Origin of the sequence: Nonomuraea sp. NPDC050663 (genome assembly GCF_044456985.1) — a bacterium.
Classification (GTDB): domain Bacteria; phylum Actinomycetota; class Actinomycetes; order Streptosporangiales; family Streptosporangiaceae; genus Nonomuraea.
Genome location: NZ_JBITGL010000001.1, coordinates 115,341 through 133,955 on the forward strand (window position 1 = coordinate 115,341; position 18,615 = coordinate 133,955).

Annotated in this window: 22 protein-coding genes; 14 read left to right on the forward strand and 8 right to left on the reverse strand. The window is 70.6% G+C overall.

What is annotated here, in order from left to right; all coding sequences use genetic code 11:
* The first annotated feature begins 166 nt into the window (after positions 1-166).
* The 4 genes from ACIBH1_RS00605 to ACIBH1_RS00620 all read left to right on the forward strand — a co-directional run bounded on the left by ACIBH1_RS00605 (position 167) and on the right by ACIBH1_RS00620 (position 4,552).
* Positions 167-1,975 (forward strand): glycosyltransferase family 2 protein, encoded by a 1,809-nt coding sequence (locus ACIBH1_RS00605; RefSeq protein ID WP_397311429.1) that lies wholly within the window; start codon positions 167-169, stop codon positions 1,973-1,975.
* A gap of 65 nt (positions 1,976-2,040) precedes the next feature.
* Positions 2,041-3,042: an energy-coupling factor ABC transporter permease gene (locus tag ACIBH1_RS00610; protein WP_397311430.1), complete on the forward strand. Its 1,002-nt coding sequence runs from the start codon at positions 2,041-2,043 to the stop codon at positions 3,040-3,042.
* Between the two features lie 2 nt (positions 3,043-3,044).
* Positions 3,045-3,803, forward strand: a complete 759-nt coding sequence (gene cbiQ, locus ACIBH1_RS00615) for a cobalt ECF transporter T component CbiQ (protein ID WP_397311431.1) — start codon at positions 3,045-3,047, stop codon at positions 3,801-3,803.
* Positions 3,800-4,552 (forward strand): energy-coupling factor ABC transporter ATP-binding protein, encoded by a 753-nt coding sequence (locus ACIBH1_RS00620; protein ID WP_397311432.1) that lies wholly within the window; start codon positions 3,800-3,802, stop codon positions 4,550-4,552. The genes cbiQ and ACIBH1_RS00620 overlap by 4 nt, the downstream gene beginning before the upstream one ends.
* On the opposite strand, the gene ACIBH1_RS00625 is transcribed toward ACIBH1_RS00620, so the two are convergent.
* The gene (locus ACIBH1_RS00625) at positions 4,518-5,528 is read right to left on the reverse strand and encodes a potassium channel family protein (RefSeq protein WP_397311433.1); all 1,011 of its coding nucleotides are present in this window, start codon (positions 5,526-5,528) and stop codon (positions 4,518-4,520) included. The genes ACIBH1_RS00620 and ACIBH1_RS00625 overlap by 35 nt on opposite strands.
* Before the next feature lie 73 nt (positions 5,529-5,601).
* Between ACIBH1_RS00625 and ACIBH1_RS00630 the strand changes: the two genes are divergently transcribed.
* From ACIBH1_RS00630 to ACIBH1_RS00645, 4 genes are read left to right on the forward strand one after another with little or no spacing between them, the layout of a single operon-like run.
* The gene (locus tag ACIBH1_RS00630; protein ID WP_181615789.1) at positions 5,602-5,940 is read left to right on the forward strand and encodes an STAS domain-containing protein; all 339 of its coding nucleotides are present in this window, start codon (positions 5,602-5,604) and stop codon (positions 5,938-5,940) included.
* 48 nt (positions 5,941-5,988) lie between these two features.
* On the forward strand, positions 5,989-6,762 hold the full coding sequence (locus tag ACIBH1_RS00635) for an SDR family NAD(P)-dependent oxidoreductase (RefSeq protein WP_397311434.1): 774 nt from the start codon (positions 5,989-5,991) through the stop codon (positions 6,760-6,762).
* A 9-nt stretch (positions 6,763-6,771) separates the two neighbouring features.
* Positions 6,772-7,536, forward strand: a complete 765-nt coding sequence (locus ACIBH1_RS00640; RefSeq protein ID WP_397311436.1) for a crotonase/enoyl-CoA hydratase family protein — start codon at positions 6,772-6,774, stop codon at positions 7,534-7,536.
* 56 nt (positions 7,537-7,592) lie between these two features.
* Positions 7,593-8,216, forward strand: a complete 624-nt coding sequence (locus ACIBH1_RS00645) for a rhomboid family intramembrane serine protease (RefSeq protein WP_397311437.1) — start codon at positions 7,593-7,595, stop codon at positions 8,214-8,216.
* Here ACIBH1_RS00645 and ACIBH1_RS00650 read toward each other — a convergent pair.
* Positions 8,163-9,278, reverse strand: coding sequence for an NAD(P)/FAD-dependent oxidoreductase (locus tag ACIBH1_RS00650; RefSeq protein WP_397311438.1), 1,116 nt, complete (start codon positions 9,276-9,278; stop codon positions 8,163-8,165). The genes ACIBH1_RS00645 and ACIBH1_RS00650 overlap by 54 nt on opposite strands.
* A 57-nt stretch (positions 9,279-9,335) precedes the next feature.
* On the opposite strand from ACIBH1_RS00650, the gene ACIBH1_RS00655 reads away from it, so the two are divergent.
* A complete protein-coding gene (locus ACIBH1_RS00655) occupies positions 9,336-10,250 on the forward strand; it encodes an ArsR/SmtB family transcription factor (protein WP_397311439.1) in 915 nt (304 codons plus the stop codon).
* Here ACIBH1_RS00655 and ACIBH1_RS00660 read toward each other — a convergent pair.
* Positions 10,197-10,832, reverse strand: a complete 636-nt coding sequence (locus ACIBH1_RS00660) for an NAD(P)-dependent oxidoreductase (RefSeq protein WP_397311440.1) — start codon at positions 10,830-10,832, stop codon at positions 10,197-10,199. The two genes, ACIBH1_RS00655 and ACIBH1_RS00660, sit on opposite strands and share 54 nt — an antisense overlap.
* 43 nt (positions 10,833-10,875) lie before the next feature.
* On the opposite strand from ACIBH1_RS00660, the gene ACIBH1_RS00665 reads away from it, so the two are divergent.
* Positions 10,876-11,481 carry a PadR family transcriptional regulator gene (locus ACIBH1_RS00665; RefSeq protein WP_397311441.1) on the forward strand — a complete coding sequence of 202 codons (606 nt, stop codon included), beginning with the start codon at positions 10,876-10,878 and terminating at the stop codon, positions 11,479-11,481.
* Between the two features lies 1 nt (position 11,482).
* Positions 11,483-11,881: a hypothetical protein gene (locus tag ACIBH1_RS00670; protein ID WP_397311442.1), complete on the forward strand. Its 399-nt coding sequence runs from the start codon at positions 11,483-11,485 to the stop codon at positions 11,879-11,881.
* Here ACIBH1_RS00670 and ACIBH1_RS00675 read toward each other — a convergent pair.
* Together ACIBH1_RS00675 and ACIBH1_RS00680 are read right to left on the reverse strand one after the other, a co-directional pair.
* Positions 11,865-12,440: a DUF664 domain-containing protein gene (locus tag ACIBH1_RS00675; RefSeq protein ID WP_397311443.1), complete on the reverse strand. Its 576-nt coding sequence runs from the start codon at positions 12,438-12,440 to the stop codon at positions 11,865-11,867. The genes ACIBH1_RS00670 and ACIBH1_RS00675 overlap by 17 nt on opposite strands.
* Positions 12,441-12,480: 40 nt before the next feature.
* A complete protein-coding gene (locus ACIBH1_RS00680) occupies positions 12,481-13,041 on the reverse strand; it encodes a TIGR00645 family protein (protein WP_397311444.1) in 561 nt (186 codons plus the stop codon).
* Between the two features lie 64 nt (positions 13,042-13,105).
* On the opposite strand from ACIBH1_RS00680, the gene ACIBH1_RS00685 reads away from it, so the two are divergent.
* Positions 13,106-13,474, forward strand: coding sequence for a BlaI/MecI/CopY family transcriptional regulator (locus ACIBH1_RS00685; RefSeq protein ID WP_312895029.1), 369 nt, complete (start codon positions 13,106-13,108; stop codon positions 13,472-13,474).
* Here the strand turns inward: ACIBH1_RS00685 and serC are convergent.
* Both serC and ACIBH1_RS00695 read right to left on the reverse strand, forming a co-directional pair.
* Positions 13,453-14,562 (reverse strand): phosphoserine transaminase, encoded by a 1,110-nt coding sequence (gene serC / locus ACIBH1_RS00690; RefSeq protein ID WP_397311445.1) that lies wholly within the window; start codon positions 14,560-14,562, stop codon positions 13,453-13,455. The genes ACIBH1_RS00685 and serC overlap by 22 nt on opposite strands.
* 150 nt (positions 14,563-14,712) lie before the next feature.
* Entirely contained in the window at positions 14,713-15,798 is a 1,086-nt protein-coding gene (locus tag ACIBH1_RS00695) for a citrate synthase 2 (RefSeq protein ID WP_397311446.1), read from the reverse strand.
* A 159-nt stretch (positions 15,799-15,957) separates the two neighbouring features.
* Here ACIBH1_RS00695 and pdxH point away from each other — a divergent pair, with 159 nt between their 5' ends.
* The gene (gene pdxH / locus ACIBH1_RS00700) at positions 15,958-16,599 is read left to right on the forward strand and encodes a pyridoxamine 5'-phosphate oxidase (RefSeq protein ID WP_397311447.1); all 642 of its coding nucleotides are present in this window, start codon (positions 15,958-15,960) and stop codon (positions 16,597-16,599) included.
* Between the two features lie 9 nt (positions 16,600-16,608).
* Positions 16,609-17,829, forward strand: a complete 1,221-nt coding sequence (locus ACIBH1_RS00705; RefSeq protein ID WP_397311448.1) for an MFS transporter — start codon at positions 16,609-16,611, stop codon at positions 17,827-17,829.
* On the opposite strand, the gene ACIBH1_RS00710 is transcribed toward ACIBH1_RS00705, so the two are convergent.
* Positions 17,774-18,565, reverse strand: coding sequence for a UdgX family uracil-DNA binding protein (locus tag ACIBH1_RS00710; protein WP_397311449.1), 792 nt, complete (start codon positions 18,563-18,565; stop codon positions 17,774-17,776). The genes ACIBH1_RS00705 and ACIBH1_RS00710 overlap by 56 nt on opposite strands.
* Positions 18,566-18,615: the final 50 nt, after the last annotated feature.

The window sequence follows — 18,615 nt, forward strand, 5'->3', positions numbered from 1 at the left end:
CGGCACTGTTCCCTGCGGGTTGGTTCTCTCCTCCCGGGTGGTAGTTCAGCCGTCCTGAAGGGCGTTCTAGCAAAAGCCAGCGTCGGGGCAGGCTCTCGTCACATACTGAAATCAGATGGAAGCACAAAGTGACGGGGCGTGTGCTGTGTCTGAATACCGGGGAGATGTGGATGACGGGGTCGATGTCAGTGTGGTCATCCCCGCCCACGACTGCCGGGCCTACCTGGACCGAAGTCTGACCTCGGCCCTCGTCCAGCGGGTCAAGAAGGAGATCGTCGTCGTCGACGACGGGTCCACCGACGGCACGGCCGAACTGCTGGACCTGTACGCGACCTACCACCGGGGAGTGGTCAAGGTCGTGCACCAGGAACACTCGGGAAGTCCCGGAGGGCCGCGCAACGTCGGGCTGCGCCACGCCACCGGACGCTATGTCTTCTTCTGCGACGCCGACGACTACCTCGGCGACGAGGCGCTGGAGCGCATGGTCGCGATGGCCGACCGCAACGGCTCCGACATCGTGCTGGGCAAGGTCGTGGGGCACGGCCGCCGCGCGCCCGCCTCGATGTTCCGCCGCAACGCCGAGCGGGTGAGCCTGCTCGACAGCTCGGTCTACAACAGCCTGAGCTGCTACAAGCTCTTCCGCCGCGACCTGATCGAGCGCCACGACATCCGCTTCGACGAGAAGCTGCTGGTCGGCGAGGACATGCTGTTCACCGTCCACGCCTACTGCCACGCCGAGACGATCTCCGTGGTCGCCGACTACGACTGCTACCACCTGATGGCCAGGCCCGACGGCACCAGCATCATGCAGCGCGAGGGCAGCCGCGACCCGATCGCCTGGCTCGCGATGGTCCGCGGCCCGATCGAGCTCATGGCCGCGCACGTTCCGCCGGGGCCGCTGCGCGACCACCTGCTGAGGCGGCACTTCAAGCTCGACGCCTTCGCCCAGCTCGGCGAGGCCTTCCTGGCCTCGGGCGAGGTGCGGCGCAAGGACATCGCGGCCGAGGTGGCGGCGTTGTGCGACGAGTGGCTCACGCCGGGCGTGCGCGAGACGCTCGGCTCCGCCGACGCCCAGCGCCTGGCGGCTCTCGGCGACATCGAGCGGCTGGTGCGGCTGGCCGACATCGAGGCGGCGACCGTGCACCGCCGGCTGACCGGCGTGCGCTGGGAGGGCGAGCGCCTGGTCGTGACGGGGACGGCCGCGCTGGGCGGCGCCTGCAGCGGCGCCGAGCACGACGGGGTCGCCCTGGTGCTGCGTGCGCGCAACGAGCCCTCGGTGGAGCTGGTGCTGCCCGCCGAGCACGACGGCGCCGGCGGCTTCGTGGCCAGGATCAACCCCGCGGAGCTGCCCTCGGGCGTCTGGGACATCAATGTCGCCGTGGAGCTGGAAGGCGTCCTCCGGCAGGCCCGCCTGGGCGCGCTGCGCGAGCGTGACCTGCTCTGCCCGACGCCCAGGCTGGTCGGCGACGTGGTGACGTTGCCCTACTTCACCAGGGTGGGCGGCAATCTCAGCATCGACGTGGGCGGCCACGTGCTCAGCGTGCCGGGCAGCGCCCGCATCACCAGGACCCGCTGGGCCTTCGGCCACCGGTTGGTGCTCGACGGCCAGATCACCGTCACCGGCGCGGCCCCGGCGGCCTCGGCCGTGCGCGGGCTGGTGTGGCGCGAGCGCAGCAGCGGCACCGAGCGGGTCGAGCGGGTCACGGGCCTGCCGGGCGGCGGTTTCGCGGCGCGGCCGGCCATCGGCCGGTTGACACCCGGCACCTGGGACGCCTACCTCGAACTGGAGCTGGGCGGCCCGCCCGCGCGTTTCCGCATCGAGACGGTGCCGCAGCATGTCGCGGGGCCGCGCCGGTGGTGGCACGGGGCTGTACTGCGCAGCGTCAGGCCCTACGCGACCTCGGGGAAGGGCCGGTTGAGCACGGTGGTGCGCGCGCTCACCCCCCGCACGATCATCAGGCGGATTCTGGCCTAATTGCCATCCATTTGCAGGTGCAAGACGATGTCCTAATGTAAGGGAGTCAATCCCGTCATGGAGGCATGGTCGTGCACGTACCCGATGGTTTCTTCAACGCGGCCGTATCCGTTTCCGCCGGGGTGGTGGCGGCCGCGGGGGTGGCCTTCTGCCTGCGCGGCGCCAAGCGCGAGCTCGACGACCGGACCGCGCCCATGGCAGGTCTGGTGGCGGCGTTCGTCTTCGCCGTGCAGATGCTCAACTTCCCCGTCGCCGCGGGGACCAGCGGCCACCTGCTCGGTGGCGCGCTGGCCGCGATACTCGTCGGCCCCTATACCGGCGTGCTCTGCATCGCCGTGGTCCTGCTGGTCCAGGGGCTGTTCTTCGCCGACGGCGGGCTCACCGCCCTCGGCGTCAACATCACCCTGATGGGCCTGGTCACCGTCCTGGTCGGCTGGGCGGTCTTCCGGGGCGTCACGAAGGTCGCCCGCGGCAAGGGCGCGGTCGCCGTGGCCGCCTTCCTCGCGGCCCTGCTGTCCGTGCCCGCCTCAGCGCTGGCCTTCACCCTGCTGTTCTGGGTCGGCGGCACCGCCCCGATCGACATCGCCGCCGTCGCCGGGGCCATGGGCGGGGTGCACCTGCTGATCGGCATCGGCGAGGGCCTGATCACCGCGATCACCGTCGGCGCAGTCCTGGCCGTCCGCCCCGACCTGGTGTACGGCTACCGCGGCATGGCGCCCGCGCTGATCGTCAACGGCCGGTCCGTCGCCCCCGCCGCCGCCCAGCCGGCGAGGGGCGGAGCGGGACCCTTCCTGCTCGCCGGGCTCGGTGTCACCGCGATCCTGGCCAGCGTGGTCTCCTACTTCGCCTCCTCCAGCCCCGACGGCCTCGAGTACGTCGCCGAGGAGAAGGGCTTCATCGGCCAGGCGGGCGACCACTCGCTTGGCACCTGGGGCCTGGCGGAGTACGGCGAGGCCAACGGCGTGCCGCTGTGGATCGTGGGCCTGGTCGGCGTGGGCATCACGCTGCTCGTCGCCGGTGCGATCGGCTACGCGGTGCGCCGCAAGAAGAGCGCGGTCGAGGCCTGACGATGGGCGCGGGTCACCACCACCAGCTGTACCGTCCCGGCACGACGGCGGTGCACCGGTTGCCGGCGCAGTGCAAGCTGCTGGCCGTCTTCGCCTTCGCGATCGTGGTGGTGGCCACGCCCCGTGAGTCCTTCTGGGCGTTCGGGCTCTACGCCGTGATGCTCGCCGCGACGGCCGCGGTCGCCAGGGTGCCCTTCTCGTTCGTGGCCAGGCGTATGGTGATCGAGGTCCCGTTCGTGCTGTTCGCCTTCTTCATCCCGATCATCGGGCTGGGGGAGCGGGTGACGGTGCTCGGCCTCTCGCTGAGCGCCGAAGGGCTCTGGGCGGCCTGGAACATCCTGGCCAAGGCCACCCTGGGCGTGGTCGCCTCGATCCTGCTCGCCGCCACCACCGAGCCGCGCATGATCCTGCTCGGTGCTCAGCGGCTGCGGCTGCCTTCGCTGCTGGTGCAGATCGCCATGTTCATGCTGCGCTACATGGACGTGATCATGGACGAGATGCGGCGCATGAGGGTCGCCCGCGAGTCGCGCGGATTCGAGGCGCGCAACCTCCGGCACATCCCGGTGATCGCCCGCTCGGCCGGAGCCCTGTTCATCCGCTCCTACGAGCGGGGGGAGCGGGTGCACCTGGCCATGCTCTCCAGGGGATACTCGGGGAGCATGCCGATCGTCCACGACATGTCGGCATCCGCGCGGCAGTGGCTCACGGCCGGGGCGCTGCCGCTGACCGCCCTCGCCGTGATGGGGATGAGCCTGCTGTGAAGTCGCTCGAAGTCAGCCAGCTCGCTTACGCCTACCCCGACGGGACCCAGGCGCTGTTCGGCGTCGACCTGTCGATCGACAGGGGAGAGCGGGTGGCCCTGCTCGGGCCCAACGGCGCCGGCAAGACCACGCTGGTGATGCACCTCAACGGCATCCTCACCCCCGGCCACGGCACGGTCCGCGTCGCGGGCGTGCCCGTCGTCCGCGACCGGCTCAAGGAGGTACGGCAGCGCGTCGGCCTGGTCTTCCAGGACCCCGACGACCAGCTGTTCATGCCCACGGTCCGCGACGACGTCGCCTTCGGCCCCGCCAACATGGGCGTGCGCGGCGAGGAGCTGGAACGGGTGGTCAAGGAGGCGCTCGACCGCGTCGGCATGCTGGAGGCCATCGACCGGCCGCCGCACCACCTGTCCTTCGGCCAGCGCAGGAGGGTGGCGGTGGCGACGGTGCTGGCGATGGAGCCGGAGATCCTCGTGCTCGACGAGCCGTCGTCCAACCTCGATCCGGCGGCGCGGCGGGAGCTGGCCGAGATCCTGCGCTCGCTGGAGGTGACCGTGCTGATGGTCACCCACGACCTGCCGTACGCGCTGGAGTTGTGCGAGCGCTCCCTCATCCTGTCGGGCGGGGTGATCGCGGCCGACGGGCCCACGCGCGAGCTGCTGGCCGACGCCGACCTGCTGGCGGCCCACCGGCTGGAGCTGCCCTACGGCTTCGCTATTCCGGCTCCACCGGCTGGGGAACGTGGATGACGACCAGGCGGTCGGAGGCCTCCAGGCGGGAGATCTCCGCGTAAGGGTGCACCTGGCCGCCGCGGACCACGGCGACGACGATCTCCTCGCACGCCGACGGGGGCTTGCCGACCTCGCCGGGGTGCACGGGGCGCTCGTAGAGGTCCAGGCCCTTGCCGTACACCAGGAAGTCCTCGATCAGCGCGCTGACCGCGGGGCTCTGCGTGGCGACGCCGAGCATGCGCCCGGCGGCGTCGGAGGAGGTGATGACGACATCCGCGCCGCTCTGCCGTACGAGGGGGTCGTTCTCCGCCTCGCGCACGGCCGCCACGATGGTCGCCGACGGGTTGAGCTGGCGGGCGGTCAGCGTGACCAGGGCGGTGGTGTCGTCGCGGTGGGTGGCGATGATGATCTCGCGCGCGGTCCTGGCCCCGGCGCGGGAGAGCACGTCGCTGCGGGTGGCGTCGCCCGTGACCCCGGCGAAGCCGTCGCCGTTGGCCTCCTCGATCACGTCGGGGCGCGGGTCGACGACGACGATCGACTCCTTGGTGCGCTCGTTCTCGAGCAGGGTGCGCGAGGCGGCGCGGCCCTTGGTGCCGTAGCCGATGATCAGCGTGTGGTCGCGCAACCTGGACCTCCAGCGACGCGTCAGGATCTGGTCGCGGGTGCGCTGGGTCAGCACTTCCAGCGTGGTGCCCACGAGGATGACAAGGAAGACGATGCGCAGCGGGGTGACCGCCACGATGTTCACCAGACGGGCGAAAGGTGTCACCGGGGTGATGTCGCCGTAGCCGGTGGTCGAGACGGTCACGGTGGCGTAGTAGAGGGCGTCGAGCAGGCTGACCTTGCCGTCGTGGTTGTCGGTGTAGCCGTCCAGATCCACTGCTACCAGGAGGAACACCGCGCAGAGCGCGGCGGCCGCGTACGCCACGCGCCGCATGACGGCTCTCAACGGGCTCACCGTGATATGCGGCAGCCGTACCCCGGCGTCCTCCATGTCCGTGATCGTAGTTTGTCGGGGCCCTGTACCTGGGGATGTCGAAGTACAGTGGCTCATCGAGGAGGAACGGATGAAGCTACACCTGAAGCGGCAGGCGATGGGGGATGCCGTCGTAGTGGCCGTCGAGGGGGAGCTTGATCTGTTCACCGCGCCCTTCCTCCGCGACGAGGTGCGCGACGCGATCAAGCAGGACGGCGCGCGGCTGGTCCTCGACCTGCAGCAACTGTCGTTCATGGACTCCAGCGGGCTGTCGGTGCTCATCGAGGCGTGGCGGCTGGCCACGGGCGAGGGCGGCGGCGTTTCGCTGGCCGCGCCCCAGGCGCCGGTGGCCAGGATCCTGCGGACCACCGGCCTCGACAGGCGCATCAAGGTCTATGCCGATGTGGACAGCGCCGTGGGTGAGATTTAACCCACCCTGAGTAGAACTTCATTCGGTTCAGGCGTTAAGGTCCGTGTCATGGACGTGAATGGTGCAGCAGCAATCATCTCCGGCGGTGCGAGCGGCCTGGGCGAGGCCACGGCCCGCGAACTCGCCGCGCACGGCGCGACCGTCGTCATCGCCGACCTGAACGAGGAGCGGGGCAAGGCGATCGCCGACGAGCTCGGCGGGGTGTTCGTCCGGACCGACGTGTCCGACGAGGAGCAGGTGCAGGCGGCCGTCGACGCGGCCGTCGCGACGGGCAAGCCGCTGCGCGTCGTGGTCAACAGCGCCGGCATCGGCTGGGCCGAGCGCACGCTGAACCGCGAAGGCCAGCCGCACGACCTGGGCCGCTACAAGAAGGTCATCGAGGTCAACCTGATCGGCACCTTCAACCTCATGCGCATCGCGGCGGCGGCCATCGCCAAGACCGAGCCGGCGTCGGAAGACGGTCACCGCGGCGTGGTCATCAACACCGCCTCCGTGGCGGCTCTCGAAGGCCAGACCGGTCAGATCGCCTACTCCGCCTCCAAGGGCGGCATCGTCGGCATGACCGTCCCGGCCGCGCGTGACCTGGCCGCGATCGGCGTCCGCGTCAACACCATCTGCCCGGGCATCATCGACACCCCGATCTACGGCTTCAACCCCAACGCCGACGAGTTCAAGGCCAAGCTGATCGCGCCGATCGTCTTCCCCAAGCGCATGGGTCAGGCCTCGGAGTTCGCCCACCTGGTGCGCATGCTCGTCGAGAACGACTACATGAACGCCGAGGTCGTCCGCTTCGACGGCGGCATCCGCTTCCAGCCCAAGTAGGGAGTCCGCGTGTCTGACGAAGTGCTCGTCGAGGTCGCCGACGGCGTCGCCGTCATCACCATCAACCGCCCCCAGGCGCGCAACGCCGTCAACGGCGCCGTGGCCAGGGGCATCGCCGCGGCGCTCGACGAACTCGACGCGCGCGCCGACGTGTCGGCCTACGTGCTGACCGGCGCGGGCGGCTACTTCTCCGCCGGCATGGATCTGAAGGGCTTCCTGACCGGCGACTTCCCGCACGTCGAGGGCCGCGGCTTCGGCGGCATCACCGAGCGTCCCCCGGCCAAGCCGCTCGTCGCGGCCGTCGAGGGCTACGCCCTGGCGGGCGGGTTCGAGCTGGTGCTCTCGTGCGACATCGTGGTGGCCTCGTCCGAGGCGAAGTTCGGGCTGCCCGAGCCCAAGCGCGGCCTGGTCGCGGGCGCGGGCGGCATCATGCGGCTGCCGCGGCGCATCCCGTACCACGTCGCCATGGAGATCGCCCTGACCGGCGACCACTACCCGGCGGCCAGACTGTACGAGCTGGGCCTGGTCAACCGGATCACCGAGCCGGGTCAGGCGCTCACCGGAGCCGTCGAGCTGGCGCGCAAGATCGCGTCGAACGCCCCGCTCGCGCTCGCGGCGACCAAGAAGATCGTCATCGAGTCCCAGGACTGGGAGCTCGACGAGATGTTCAAGAAGCAGGGCGCGATCATCAACCCGGTCTTCGGGTCGAAGGACGCGATGGAGGGCGCCGCGGCCTTCGCCGAGAAGCGGGCGCCCGTCTGGAAGGGCGAGTAACGATGGACTTACGCCCTCTTGGGTAATCTGGGAGACAGGATCCCCCGGGAGGGCGTATGGCCAGTTACTCCACCCCGCCAAAGGGCTGGCGGGCGGTGCTGTCGGGAGCGCTTGGAGCCGGACTCGTCCTGCTCGGCATGCTCGCCGTCATGTGGGTGCTCGAAGGTTACGACTACCTGGTCGACGGCGCCCTCGACTATTACGGCATCGCCGGCTGGGACCCCAACGGCCTGGTGGGCATCCTGTTCGCCCCGTTCCTGCACGGCGGTTTCGGCCACCTGATGGCCAACTCGCTGCCGTTCCTGATCCTCGGGTTCCTCACCGCGATCCGCGGGCTCGGGAAGTTCCTGTGGGCGACCGTGATCATCATCCTGGTCGGCGGCCTCGGCACCTGGATCAGCTCGCCGGGCGTCACCGCGATCGGCGCCAGCGGCCTGATCTTCGGCTACTTCGGCTACATCCTGGCCCGCGGGCTCTTCGACCGCAGCCTCGTCGACATCCTCATCGCGCTGGGGGTCGGCGCCGCCTACTACTCCATGCTCGCCGGAGTCCTGCCCAACCAGCCGGGCATCTCCTGGCAGGGCCACCTGTTCGGCTTCCTCAGCGGCATCGTGGCCGCCTGGGTGCTACGCCGCAAGCGCTCCGCGGTGACCCCGCCTCCCGCCTACCCGGCGATCTGACCCCCAGAACCTCCGCGCGAGCAGGGGGAACAGCAGCCGTTCCGCGGCTCCGGGCCGATGCCTGGCCAGGTGCAGGGTGAGGTCGTACATCCGGCTCAGCCCCCGATCACGCTCGCTGTGATACGTCGCGAAGTCGCCGCCGGCGACCGCCCGGCTGAGCAACTCGGCGTCGCGCAACGCGTTCGTCATGCCCTGCGCCGTGATCGAGTCCATGACCACCCCCGCGTCACCGGCCAGCGCCCATCCGGGCCCGTACGGCACGCGGAACCGGTTGGGCTGGTCGGAGGTGGCGCGCAGCCGCTCGGCCCGCCGCCCTGAGCGCACCCGCTCCCCGAGGTCGCCGAACCCGTCGAGCAGCCCGAGGAAGACGCCCTCGGGATCGCTCCTGTAGGCCGCGAATCCGTCGAGCGGCGCCGACACGTAGACCATGGTCAGCCCTTCGTCGGTCGGGAACACCGCGGCGGCCGCCCCCGCCCGCTGGTGCATCTCGCCCGCCTCCACCGGCATCCCGTCGAGGTAGGTGTAGGCCGCGAACGCCCGCGCGGGCCGCTCCCGATAGACCCCGGCCCGCACGGCACGCGCCACGAACGAGTTCTTGCCGTCGGCCCCGATCACCATGGGCGCCCGTTCCTCGAACGCCCCGCCCCGGCGGGCACGTCCGGCGACCCCGCGCACCCTGTCGTCGCTCCACAGCACCTCGTCGACGGTGACGTGCTCGCGCACCTCCGCCCCGGCGGCCGCGGCGGCGCGCACCAGCATCGCGTCGAGCAGCGTGCGCCGCGGGCTGAACATCGGCCCGGGCGGCCGCACGTCCACGACGTGCCTGCCGTGGTGCAGGCGCAGCCGGGTGGTGGCGGGGGTGCCCGCCGCGACGAGTTCGCCGAGCAGTCCCCAGCGCTCCAGAATGGCCGCTCCCGGCGGCTGGAGCTGATGGGAGGACAAGGTGTCGGATCCGATGGCGGAGCGCTCCAGAAGCAGAACGCGGAGCCCCTGGCGGGCCAGCAGCAGCGCGGTCGCGGCGCCCGCCACCCGCGCGCCCACGATGATCGCGTCGAAGGTCATGCGCCAAGCCTCGACCGGGGGCCTGCGAACGACGCAGCATTCGATCTACAGTGAATCGTGGAGGCACGCATAGCAGCCGAGGACCTCGGCGACTTACGGCTGGCCCGCTCGCCCTTGCGCGAGTTGCTCGGCAGCGCGGCGACCGTGCTGCGTCCCCGGCGCGGCCTGGCGCACGCGGCCTGGCTCGCGGCGGCGCTGCCCGCGCTGCGCCCGCTGGCCGTCCCGATGGTGTGGGAGCTGGCCGCCGACCCGCCCGGCTTCCTGCTCCCGCCGCCGCCGCGGCTGAACGTGGACCTCGACACCGAACTCGACCTCGTGCGCGCCGCAGACCCCTGCCTGGTCCGCGGCGAGCTGGAACGCCGCTACGGCCCGGCCGTGCCCGCGCGGGTGCGCGAGCTCCATGAGCACCCCGAGCGCGGGCTCGCGACGCTGGCCGGCGAGCTGGCCGCCTACTGGAAGGCGGCGCTCGACGAGGTGTGGCCGCGCGTCAAGGCGCTGCTGGAGCTGGATCTGATCTACCGGGGCCAGCTGATCGTCAGCGGCGGCCTGCGTACGCTCTTCGACGACCTGGGCCTGGTGGTGAGACCCGGCCCGCCGTCGGAGGGGGTGGTGCTGGTGCCCTCCGTCTTCATGCGGCCCGGCCGCCACGGACGCGTGATCACCTACAGCGCGCGCGGGATCGGCAACCTGTGGACCTCGCAGGAGCCCGACCTGGGCGCGCTGTCTGCCCTGGTCGGTGAGACGCGGGGCAGGCTGCTGGAGCTGCTGGAGCTGCCCAGGACCACGATCGACCTGGCCGCGCTGGTCGGCCTGGGAGCTCCGGCGGTCTCCCATCACCTGGCCGTCCTGCACGCGGCGGGGATGGTGTGGAGGGTCCGCCACGGCAGGAAGGTCTACTACCAGCGCACGCTCAAGGCGTCACAGCTGATGGCCCCCGGAGACATCGCCCACCACGGCCCGCTGGCGCTTTGACGGCCCGCAGATGCCGGGGCAGCGCCCGATCATCGTGTCGTCCTCGACGATGTCGAGCAGCGCCGTCGCGTAGTCGGCCCTGGACAGCTGCGCGGCCCCGCCCGTGGCGTTGGCCTCGAAGTCGATGTGCACCCGCCCCGCGCCGGGCTTGTCGTTGAGCATCGTGGCGCGGGCGACGGTCCAGTCGAGCCCGCTGACCTGCAGCATGCCCTCGGCGCGTGCCAGGTCCACGTAGGCGGTGCGGAAGAACATCCAGGCCAGCGTCACGGGCACGCGGGGACGGGTGGCGGGGACGGAGCGACTGCTCGTCATGACGACGCGCCGCACGCCGGTCTCGCGCAGCGCGGCGATGAGCGTGCCGGCGATCAGGCTGCCGCCGACGGCGGCGATCACGGCGTCCTGACCCCGTACGGCGTCGCGGACGGCGTCGAGGTCGTGGGCGTCGCCCTGGCGCACGCCCGCGAGCCCTGGCACGGCTTCCGGACGGCGGGCGAACGCGGTGACCCGGTGCCCGCGCTCGATGCCCTGCTTCACGACGTGCCGACCGGTGCGCCCGGCGGCTGCGATGACCAAGAGATTCATAGTGCCTCCTTCTATATTGCAATTTGCACTATAAGATGGAGGCATGGCAAGACGTCCCGATCTGGTGGGGCTGACCGTGCTGGCGATCCTGTCGGTGCGCCCCGGTCACCCGTACGAGCTGCATCGCTTCATCGTCGACACGCACAAGGACTACGTGACAGGGCTCCCGCGCAGCCTCTACCACGCGGTCGAGAAGCTCGCGGCCGAGGAGCTCATCACGCCCGTCGAGACCAGCCGGGAAGGCCGCCGCCCGGAACGCACCGTCTACGAGATCACCGACGAGGGCCGCCGCGAGCTGGCCACCCGGCTGCGCAGGCTCGTCGAGAACCCCGGCGCGGAACACCGCGTCTTCACCGCGGCCGTCTCGCTGCTGGGCGTGCTGCCAGTGCCCCAGGCACTCCAGGCGCTGCGCTCCAGGGCCGCCACCATCGACGGCACGCTCACCGCGCTCAACGGCCAGCTCGAAGCGATGCGGGACGGCGGGCTGCCCGAGGTGCTCGCGCTCGAACTCGACTACGAGCGGGCCGTCGGCGAGGCCGAGCTGGTCTGGATCAGGAAGGTCGCCGCCCGCCTGGAATCAGGCGAGCTGGCCTGGACGGGCACGGTCAAACGGGCCCTGATGGAGCAGGCGCTCCACGAAGAGGAGTGACATGACCGCCAAGAGACTGCTCACCGAGGCGTCGGGAGTCCTGGAGGCGCCCCTCGCCAGGGTCTGGGAGGCCCTGGCCGACCAGCTCCTGCCCGACGGGCGCCGCGCGGGACGCTTCACCGTCGAGGACGCCCCCGGGCACACCTCCACGGTCGAGATCGCCGGGCACACGATCGCCTTCCAGGGCGGCTGGTGGTATCGAGGCGAGTGGAGCCTGGAGGCCCACCCCGACGGCACCAGGCTCGTGCACCGCGTCTACAACGTGGCCCGCCGGGCCCGCTGGAGCGTGCCGCTGGCCAACCGGATGTTCGTCGGCTTCGACGCCTCCACGCGGGCCGGGTTCCTCGACGGGCTCACCCGGCTGGGGGAGCGGCTGGGGTGCGTCACGCGCCCCGACTGACCGGGCGCCAGCCCGCCGGCGGGTCCTCGCCGACCCGGCCGTCGACGGCCTCGCGCAGCAGGTCGGCATGGCCGGTGTGCCTGCCGTACTCCTCGATCAGGTCGCAGACCAGCCGCCGCAGGCTGACCCTGGTCCCGTCGGGGAAGGTCAGGTGGGCGAGCTGGTCGAGCCCGCCCGAGGCCAGCGCCGCGTCGAGCGTCTTCCGCGCCCGCTCGACGGCGTTGTCGTAGAGCCGGTACAGGTCCTCGGGCGAGTCGGCGGCGGCCGAGGTGAAGTCCCAGTCGGGGTCCTGGTCCCAGGGCGCGCTCGCCCACGGCTCGCCGAACGAAGCGCCGCTGAGCTTGGCGCCGAAGATCTCCTCCTCGCAGCGCGCCAGATGCTTGAGCAGGCCGCCCAGGGTCAGCGAGGAGGAGGCGCCGATCCGGGCGTCCAGCCCTGCCGCGTCGAGGTCGTCGGCCTTCCAGCGGAAGGTCGTGCGCAGGCGGTCGAGCGATCCGGCCAGATGCTCGGCCTCGGTCCCGGCGGCGGGCGGTTCCCACCAGTAGTCGCTGTTGGTCATGGGGCCACGGTAGGAGGAGTTCCGGACGTTCCGCGTCCGGTTAGTGGGTGCGTTCCGCGGGGGAGGTGGACAGCAGCTTGTCGATCCAGGCCAGGCCGAGGGCCGAGACGACGAAGGCCAGGTGGATGATGGTCTGCCACATGATCTTGGCGTTGTCGATGGCCTGCACCCTGATGAAGGTCTGCAGCAGGTGCACCGACGAGATGCCGATGATGGCGGTGGCGAGCTTCACCTTCAGCACGTTGGCGTTGACGTGGGACAGCCACTCCGGCTCGTCGGGATGGCCGTCGAGGTTGATGCGGGAGACGAAGGTCTCGTAACCGCCCACGATCACCATGATCAGCAGGTTGGAGATCATCACCACGTCGATGAGGGCCAGCACCATGAGCATGACCACGACCTCGGGGCTGGCTGCCAGGTTCGGCGGTGCGTCGTGCCCCAGGAAGGTGATGCCGATCAGGTGCCACAACTCCACCATGAACTGCCAGACGTACACCCCCTGCGCCACGATCAGCCCCAGGTACAGCGGCAGCTGGAGCCACCTGCTGGCGAACATGAGGTAGCCGAGCCCCTTGGGCCGGGCCCCCGCGGTGATGGTCACGCGATTTACTCCCGTAGCAGTTTTGGGCAACAATGTTGCCAACTAAACCGGTCAAGAGGTGGTCGTGGCGAACCTGGGGTCCTTAGAGCGCGCGGTCATGGATGTGCTCTGGGACGCCGAAAAGCCGCTCCTGGTCCGCGAGATCCTGACGAATCTCGACCGCGACCTGGCCTACACCACCGTGCAGACCGTGACGGAGCGGCTGCTCAAGAAGGGCCTGCTGGTGCGCAAGCCGTACCGCAACGCTTTCAGGTATTCACCCGCCCACACCCGCGACCGTTACCTGGCCGAGCTGATGCTTGACGCGCTCTCGGCCAGCACCGACAGGGTGCCGGTGCTGGCCAGGTTCGCGCAGAGTGTCGAGATGGACGACGCCGTCGCCCTGCTCGAGGAGCTGTCGAGGCGGACGGGTCAGACGCGCTCGACCACGTAGTCGATGCACGCGGTGAGCGCCTCGACGTCGGCCGGGTCGATCGACGGGAACATGGCCACGCGCAGCTGGTTGCGGCCGAGCTTGCGGTAGGGCTCGGTGTCGACGATGTCGTTGGCGCGCAGCACCTTGGCCACGGCCGCGGCGTCGATCGAGTCGTCGAAGTCGATCGTGCCGACGACCTGGGAGCGGTACTCGGGAGCCGCGAACGGGGTGGCGTACGACGCCTTGTCGGCCCAGCCGTACAGGCGCGAGGCGGAGTCGGCGGTGCGGTCGGTGGTGAACTTCAGCCCGCCGTTGCCGTTCATCCAGTCGAGCTGGTCGGCCAGCAGGAAGAGCGTGGCGACCGCCGGAGTGTTGTAGGTCTGGTCCTTGGAGGAGTTGTCGACGGCCACCGGCAGGCTGAAGAACTCGGGCACGTAGCGGTCGGTGGCGGCGATCTCCTCGACGCGGGCCAGGGCGCGCGGCGACATGATGGCGATCCACAGGCCGCCGTCGGAGGCGAAGCTCTTCTGCGGGGCGAAGTAGTAGACGTCGGTCTCGCTGATGTCGACCGGGAGGCCTCCGGCGCCGGAGGTGGCGTCGACCAGCACGAGCGAGTCGTCGGAGCCGACGCGCTTGATGGGCATGGCCACGCCGGTGGAGGTCTCGTTGTGGGTCAGCGCGTAGACGTCGACGCCGTCCTCCGCGACGGCCACCGGGTGGGTGCCGACCTCCGAGGAGATGATCGTGGGCTCGGCCAGCCACGGCGCCTTCTTGACCACGGAGCCGAACTTGGAGGAGAACTCGCCGAAGTGCAGGTGCTGCGACTTCTGGCGCACCAGGCCGAAGGCGGCGATGTCCCAGAAGGCCGTGGTGCCGCCGTTGCCCAGCACCACCTCGTAGCCCTCGGGGAGCGAGAACAGGTCGGCGAGACCGGAGCGCACGCGGCCGACCAGACTCTTGACCGGCTTCTGGCGGTGAGAGGTGCCCATGTACGTCGCACCGGAGGAGGCGAGCGCCGCCAGCTGCTCGGGTCGAACCTTCGAGGGCCCGCAGCCGAACCGGCCGTCGGCGGGCTTGATGTCAGCGGGAATCACGATGTCAGCCACCTGCAAGAGCCTACCGACCCGCCGGAACCCACTCGTCACGGGTCCGGATTGTGAGATTCGGACCGTCCGCCTGAAACGCGAAAGACCCGGGCGGTCCCGCAAACGGGCAGCCCGGGTCGTCACGGTGAGATCGGCTCGGCGACCTCGGCGTCAGCCGCCGCTGACGTCGCTGAGCGGACGCGAGGCGGGGCCGACGTAGTTCGCGCTGGGGCGGACGAGCCTGCCCGTGCGCTTCTGCTCCAGGACGTGCGCGGCCCAGCCCGCGGTGCGGGCGCAGGTGAACATCGAGGTGAACATGTGGGAGGGAACCTCGGCGAAGTCGAGGACCACGGCGGCCCAGTACTCCACGTTGGTGGCCAGCACCCGGTCGGGCTTGCGGGCGTGCAGCTCCTCGAGCGCGGCCTGCTCAAGGGCGGCGGCGACCTCGTAGCGAGGCGCGTTCAGCTCCTTGGCGGTACGGCGGAGCACGCGCGCACGCGGGTCCTCTGCACGGTAGACGCGGTGGCCGAAGCCCATCAGGCGCTGACCCTTGTCGAGCTCGCCCTGAACGTACTTCTTGGCGTCGCCGAGCTGCTCGACACCCTCGATCATGTGCAGCACGCGGGCGGGGGCGCCACCGTGCAGCGGACCGGACATCGCACCGACCGCGCCGGACAGCGCGGCCGCCACGTCGGCGCCGGTGGAGGCGATGACGCGGGCGGTGAAGGTCGAGGCGTTCATGCCGTGCTCGGCGGCGGAGGTCCAGTAGGCGTCGATCGCCTTGACGTGAGCCGGGTCGGGCTCGCCCCGCCAGCGCGTCATGAAGCGCTCGACGATGGTCTCGGCCTGGTCGACGCGGCTCTCGGGAACCATCGGCAGGCCCAGTCCGCGAGCGGACTGCGCCACGAACGACAGCGCCATGACCGAGGCGCGGGCGAGCTGGTCGCGGGCCTCGGAGTCGTCGATGTCGAGCAGCGGCTTGAAGCCGTACGCGGGCGCGAGCATCGCCAGCGCGCTCTGGACGTCTACGCGGATGTCACCGGAGTGGACAGGAATGGGGAACGGCTCGGCCGGCGGAAGCCCCGGCTCGAAGCTGTTGTCGACGAGCAGACCCCACACCTTGCCGAAGGTGACACGGCCGACCAGCTCTTCAATATCGACGCCCCGATACCGCAGGGCGCCCCCTTCTTTGTCCGGTTCCGCGATCTCGGTCTCGAAGGCTACGACGCCTTCGAGGCCGGGTTTGAAGTCGGACATTGTCGGCCGCCTCCCTTTCACACTCTGGGCAATACCTTGATGTCGAGATACCGGCCCGTTAATTTAACCCCCTTCCGGGAGGTGGTCTGACGCCGGGCACGCCAAAAAGCCATCCTTGCTGGTAGAGAGCAGGGGAGGAGCGCGACAGAATACGGTGTCGTGGACGCCACCTCGCTGCCCGGCCTGCGCACTTCTTACGAAGGCAGGCCCCTGCTCGAATCCGACATGGCCGCCGATCCCATCTCCCAGTTCGCTTTCTGGTTCCAGGAGGCGCTGGCCGCCGGGCTGCCGGAACCCAACGCCATGGTGCTCGCCACCGCCTCGGCGGGCGGGCGGCCCAGCGCCCGCACGGTCCTGCTCAAGGGTTACGACGAGCGCGGCTTCGTCTTCTACACCAACTACGAGTCGCGCAAGGGCCGCGACCTGACCGAGAACCCCCGCGCGTCGCTGCTGTTCCCGTGGCACCCGATCCGCCGCCAGGTGCGCGTCGAGGGCAGCGTGGTGCGCCTGTCGCACGCCGAATCCGCCGACTACTACGCCTCCAGGCCGTACGGCTCGCGCATCGGGGCCTGGGCCTCGCGCCAGTCGGCCGTCGTGCACTCGCGCGAGCAGCTCGACGAACGCTACGAGGAACTGGCCGCGCGATGGCCGGAGGACCCGCCCGCTCCCGACTTCTGGGGCGGCTACCGCGTGGTGCCGACCGAGGTGGAGTTCTGGCAGGGACAGCTCGACCGCATGCACGACCGCCTGCGTTACCGGCTGACCCACCCTGGTTGGGTTTTGGAGAGGCTTGCCCCCTAATCTGCGGTAATGCCCCTTCTGCTCGACGTCCGCCCGCTGGCCGTACCCGCCTACCGCCGCCTGTGGACCGGGCAGGTAACGGCGGGCATCGGGCTCCAGGCCTCGGTGGTCGCCGTCGGCCAGCAGATCTGGGAGCTCACCCGCGAGTCCCTCTGGGTGGGCATGCTGGGCGTCGCCCACCTGCTGCCGCTGGTGGTCTTCGGGCTGTGGGGCGGCGCCATCGCCGACGCGATGGACCGGCGCAAGCTGCTGATCATCGGCTCCTCCGTCGCATGGGTGAGCACGCTGGGCATCCTGATCCAGGCCCTGCTCGGCATCGGCAGCGTGTGGCTGCTGCTGGCCAACGTGGCTGTGGGCGCGGCGGGCTTCGCCGTCAGCTCGCCCACCCGTGGCGCGATCATCCCGCGCGTGCTCCCCAAAGAGCTCGTCACCTCGGCCAACGCGCTCAACGGCATGGTCATGGGGACCGCCTCGCTCGTCGGCCCGATGGTCGCCGGCGTGCTCATGTGGGCGGCCGGAGGCTACGCGGCCGTCTACGCCTTCGACGCCGTGCTGTTCACCGCCACGCTCTACGCCGCCTACCGGCTGCCGTCGCTGCCGCCCCTGGGCGAGGTCTCCCGCCCCGGCGCGCGGGCCGTCGCCGAGGGCCTGCGCTACATCTTCACCAGCAAGATCCTGCTCATGTCGTTCGTCGTCGACCTGTGCGCGATGATCCTGGCCTACCCGCGCGCGCTCTTCCCCGAGCTGGTCGACACCAGGTTCGGCGGCTCGGAGGTGGCGCTGGGCCTGCTCAACTCGGCGATGGCCTTCGGCGTGGTGGGCGGCGGGCTGCTGTCGGGATGGGCGCGCAACGTCAGGCGCCAGGGGCTCGGGCTGATCGTCGTCATCGCGATCTGGGGCCTGGCCGTCGCCGCCGCCGGGCTGGTCGACCAGCTGTGGCTGGTCGTCGTGTTCATGGCGATCGGCGGCTACGCGGACATGATCTCGTCGGTCTGGCGGCAGACCATCCTGCAGACGTACGCGCCTGACGAGATGCGGGGGCGCATGCAGGGAGTCTTCATGGTCGTCGTGGCGGGCGGGCCGCGCCTGGGTGACCTGCGGGCGGGCGCCTCCGCGGCCGCGTTCGGGCTGACCGGCGCCTGGGTGGGCGGAGGGCTGGCCTGCGTGGCGGCGGTCATCGCGATCGGGCTGACCGTGCCTTCGTTCCGGAAGTACCGGCCGCAGCTGTGAGGTCCGGCTTGCCGGAGACGCCGGCCGCGGCCTTGCGGTTCGTCTTGCCGGAGGTGCCCGCCGCGGCCTTGCGGTTCGTCTTGTCGGAGGTGCCCGCCACGGCCTTGCGGTTCGTCTTGCCCGAGATGCCGGCCGCGGCCTTGAGGTCGGCCAGCAGGCCTGCGTAGGCCTCCTCGCGGTCGGGCGCCCTGAGCACCGCCGACGGGTGGATGGTCGCCACCGCGACCGCCTCGCCCAGAGGCACGGCCTGCCCGCGCTGCTTGGTCACCCGGAAGTCCTTGCCCAGCAACGAGCGGGCGGCCGTGGCGCCCATGATCACGACCACCTCGGGCCTGATCACCGCCAGCTCCGCCTCCACCCACGGGCGGCAGGCGTCGATCTCGGCATTGGTGGGCTTCTGGTGAATGCGCCTTTTGCCCTTCATCGTGAAGGAGAAGTGCTTCACCGCATTCGTCACGTAGACCTCGTCGCGATCGATGCCCGCCTCCTCCAGCGCCCGGTCGAGCACCCGCCCGGCAGGGCCGACGAACGGCTCGCCCCGGCGGTCCTCCTGGTCGCCCGGCTGCTCGCCGACCAGCATGAACCTGGCCTTGGACGGTCCCTCGCCGAAGACCGTCTGGATCGCGTCGCGGTACAGGTCGCAGCCCCTGCAGTCGGCGGCCGCCGTACGCAGCGAGCCGAGCTCGCGGTCGTCGGGAAGGAACCGGGCCGCTCCGGTGTTGGGTTCCGTTGCCATCGTCGGTCGTTCTCCCAATAGGGTTTTCCGTGGGTGACACCACTGCCCGA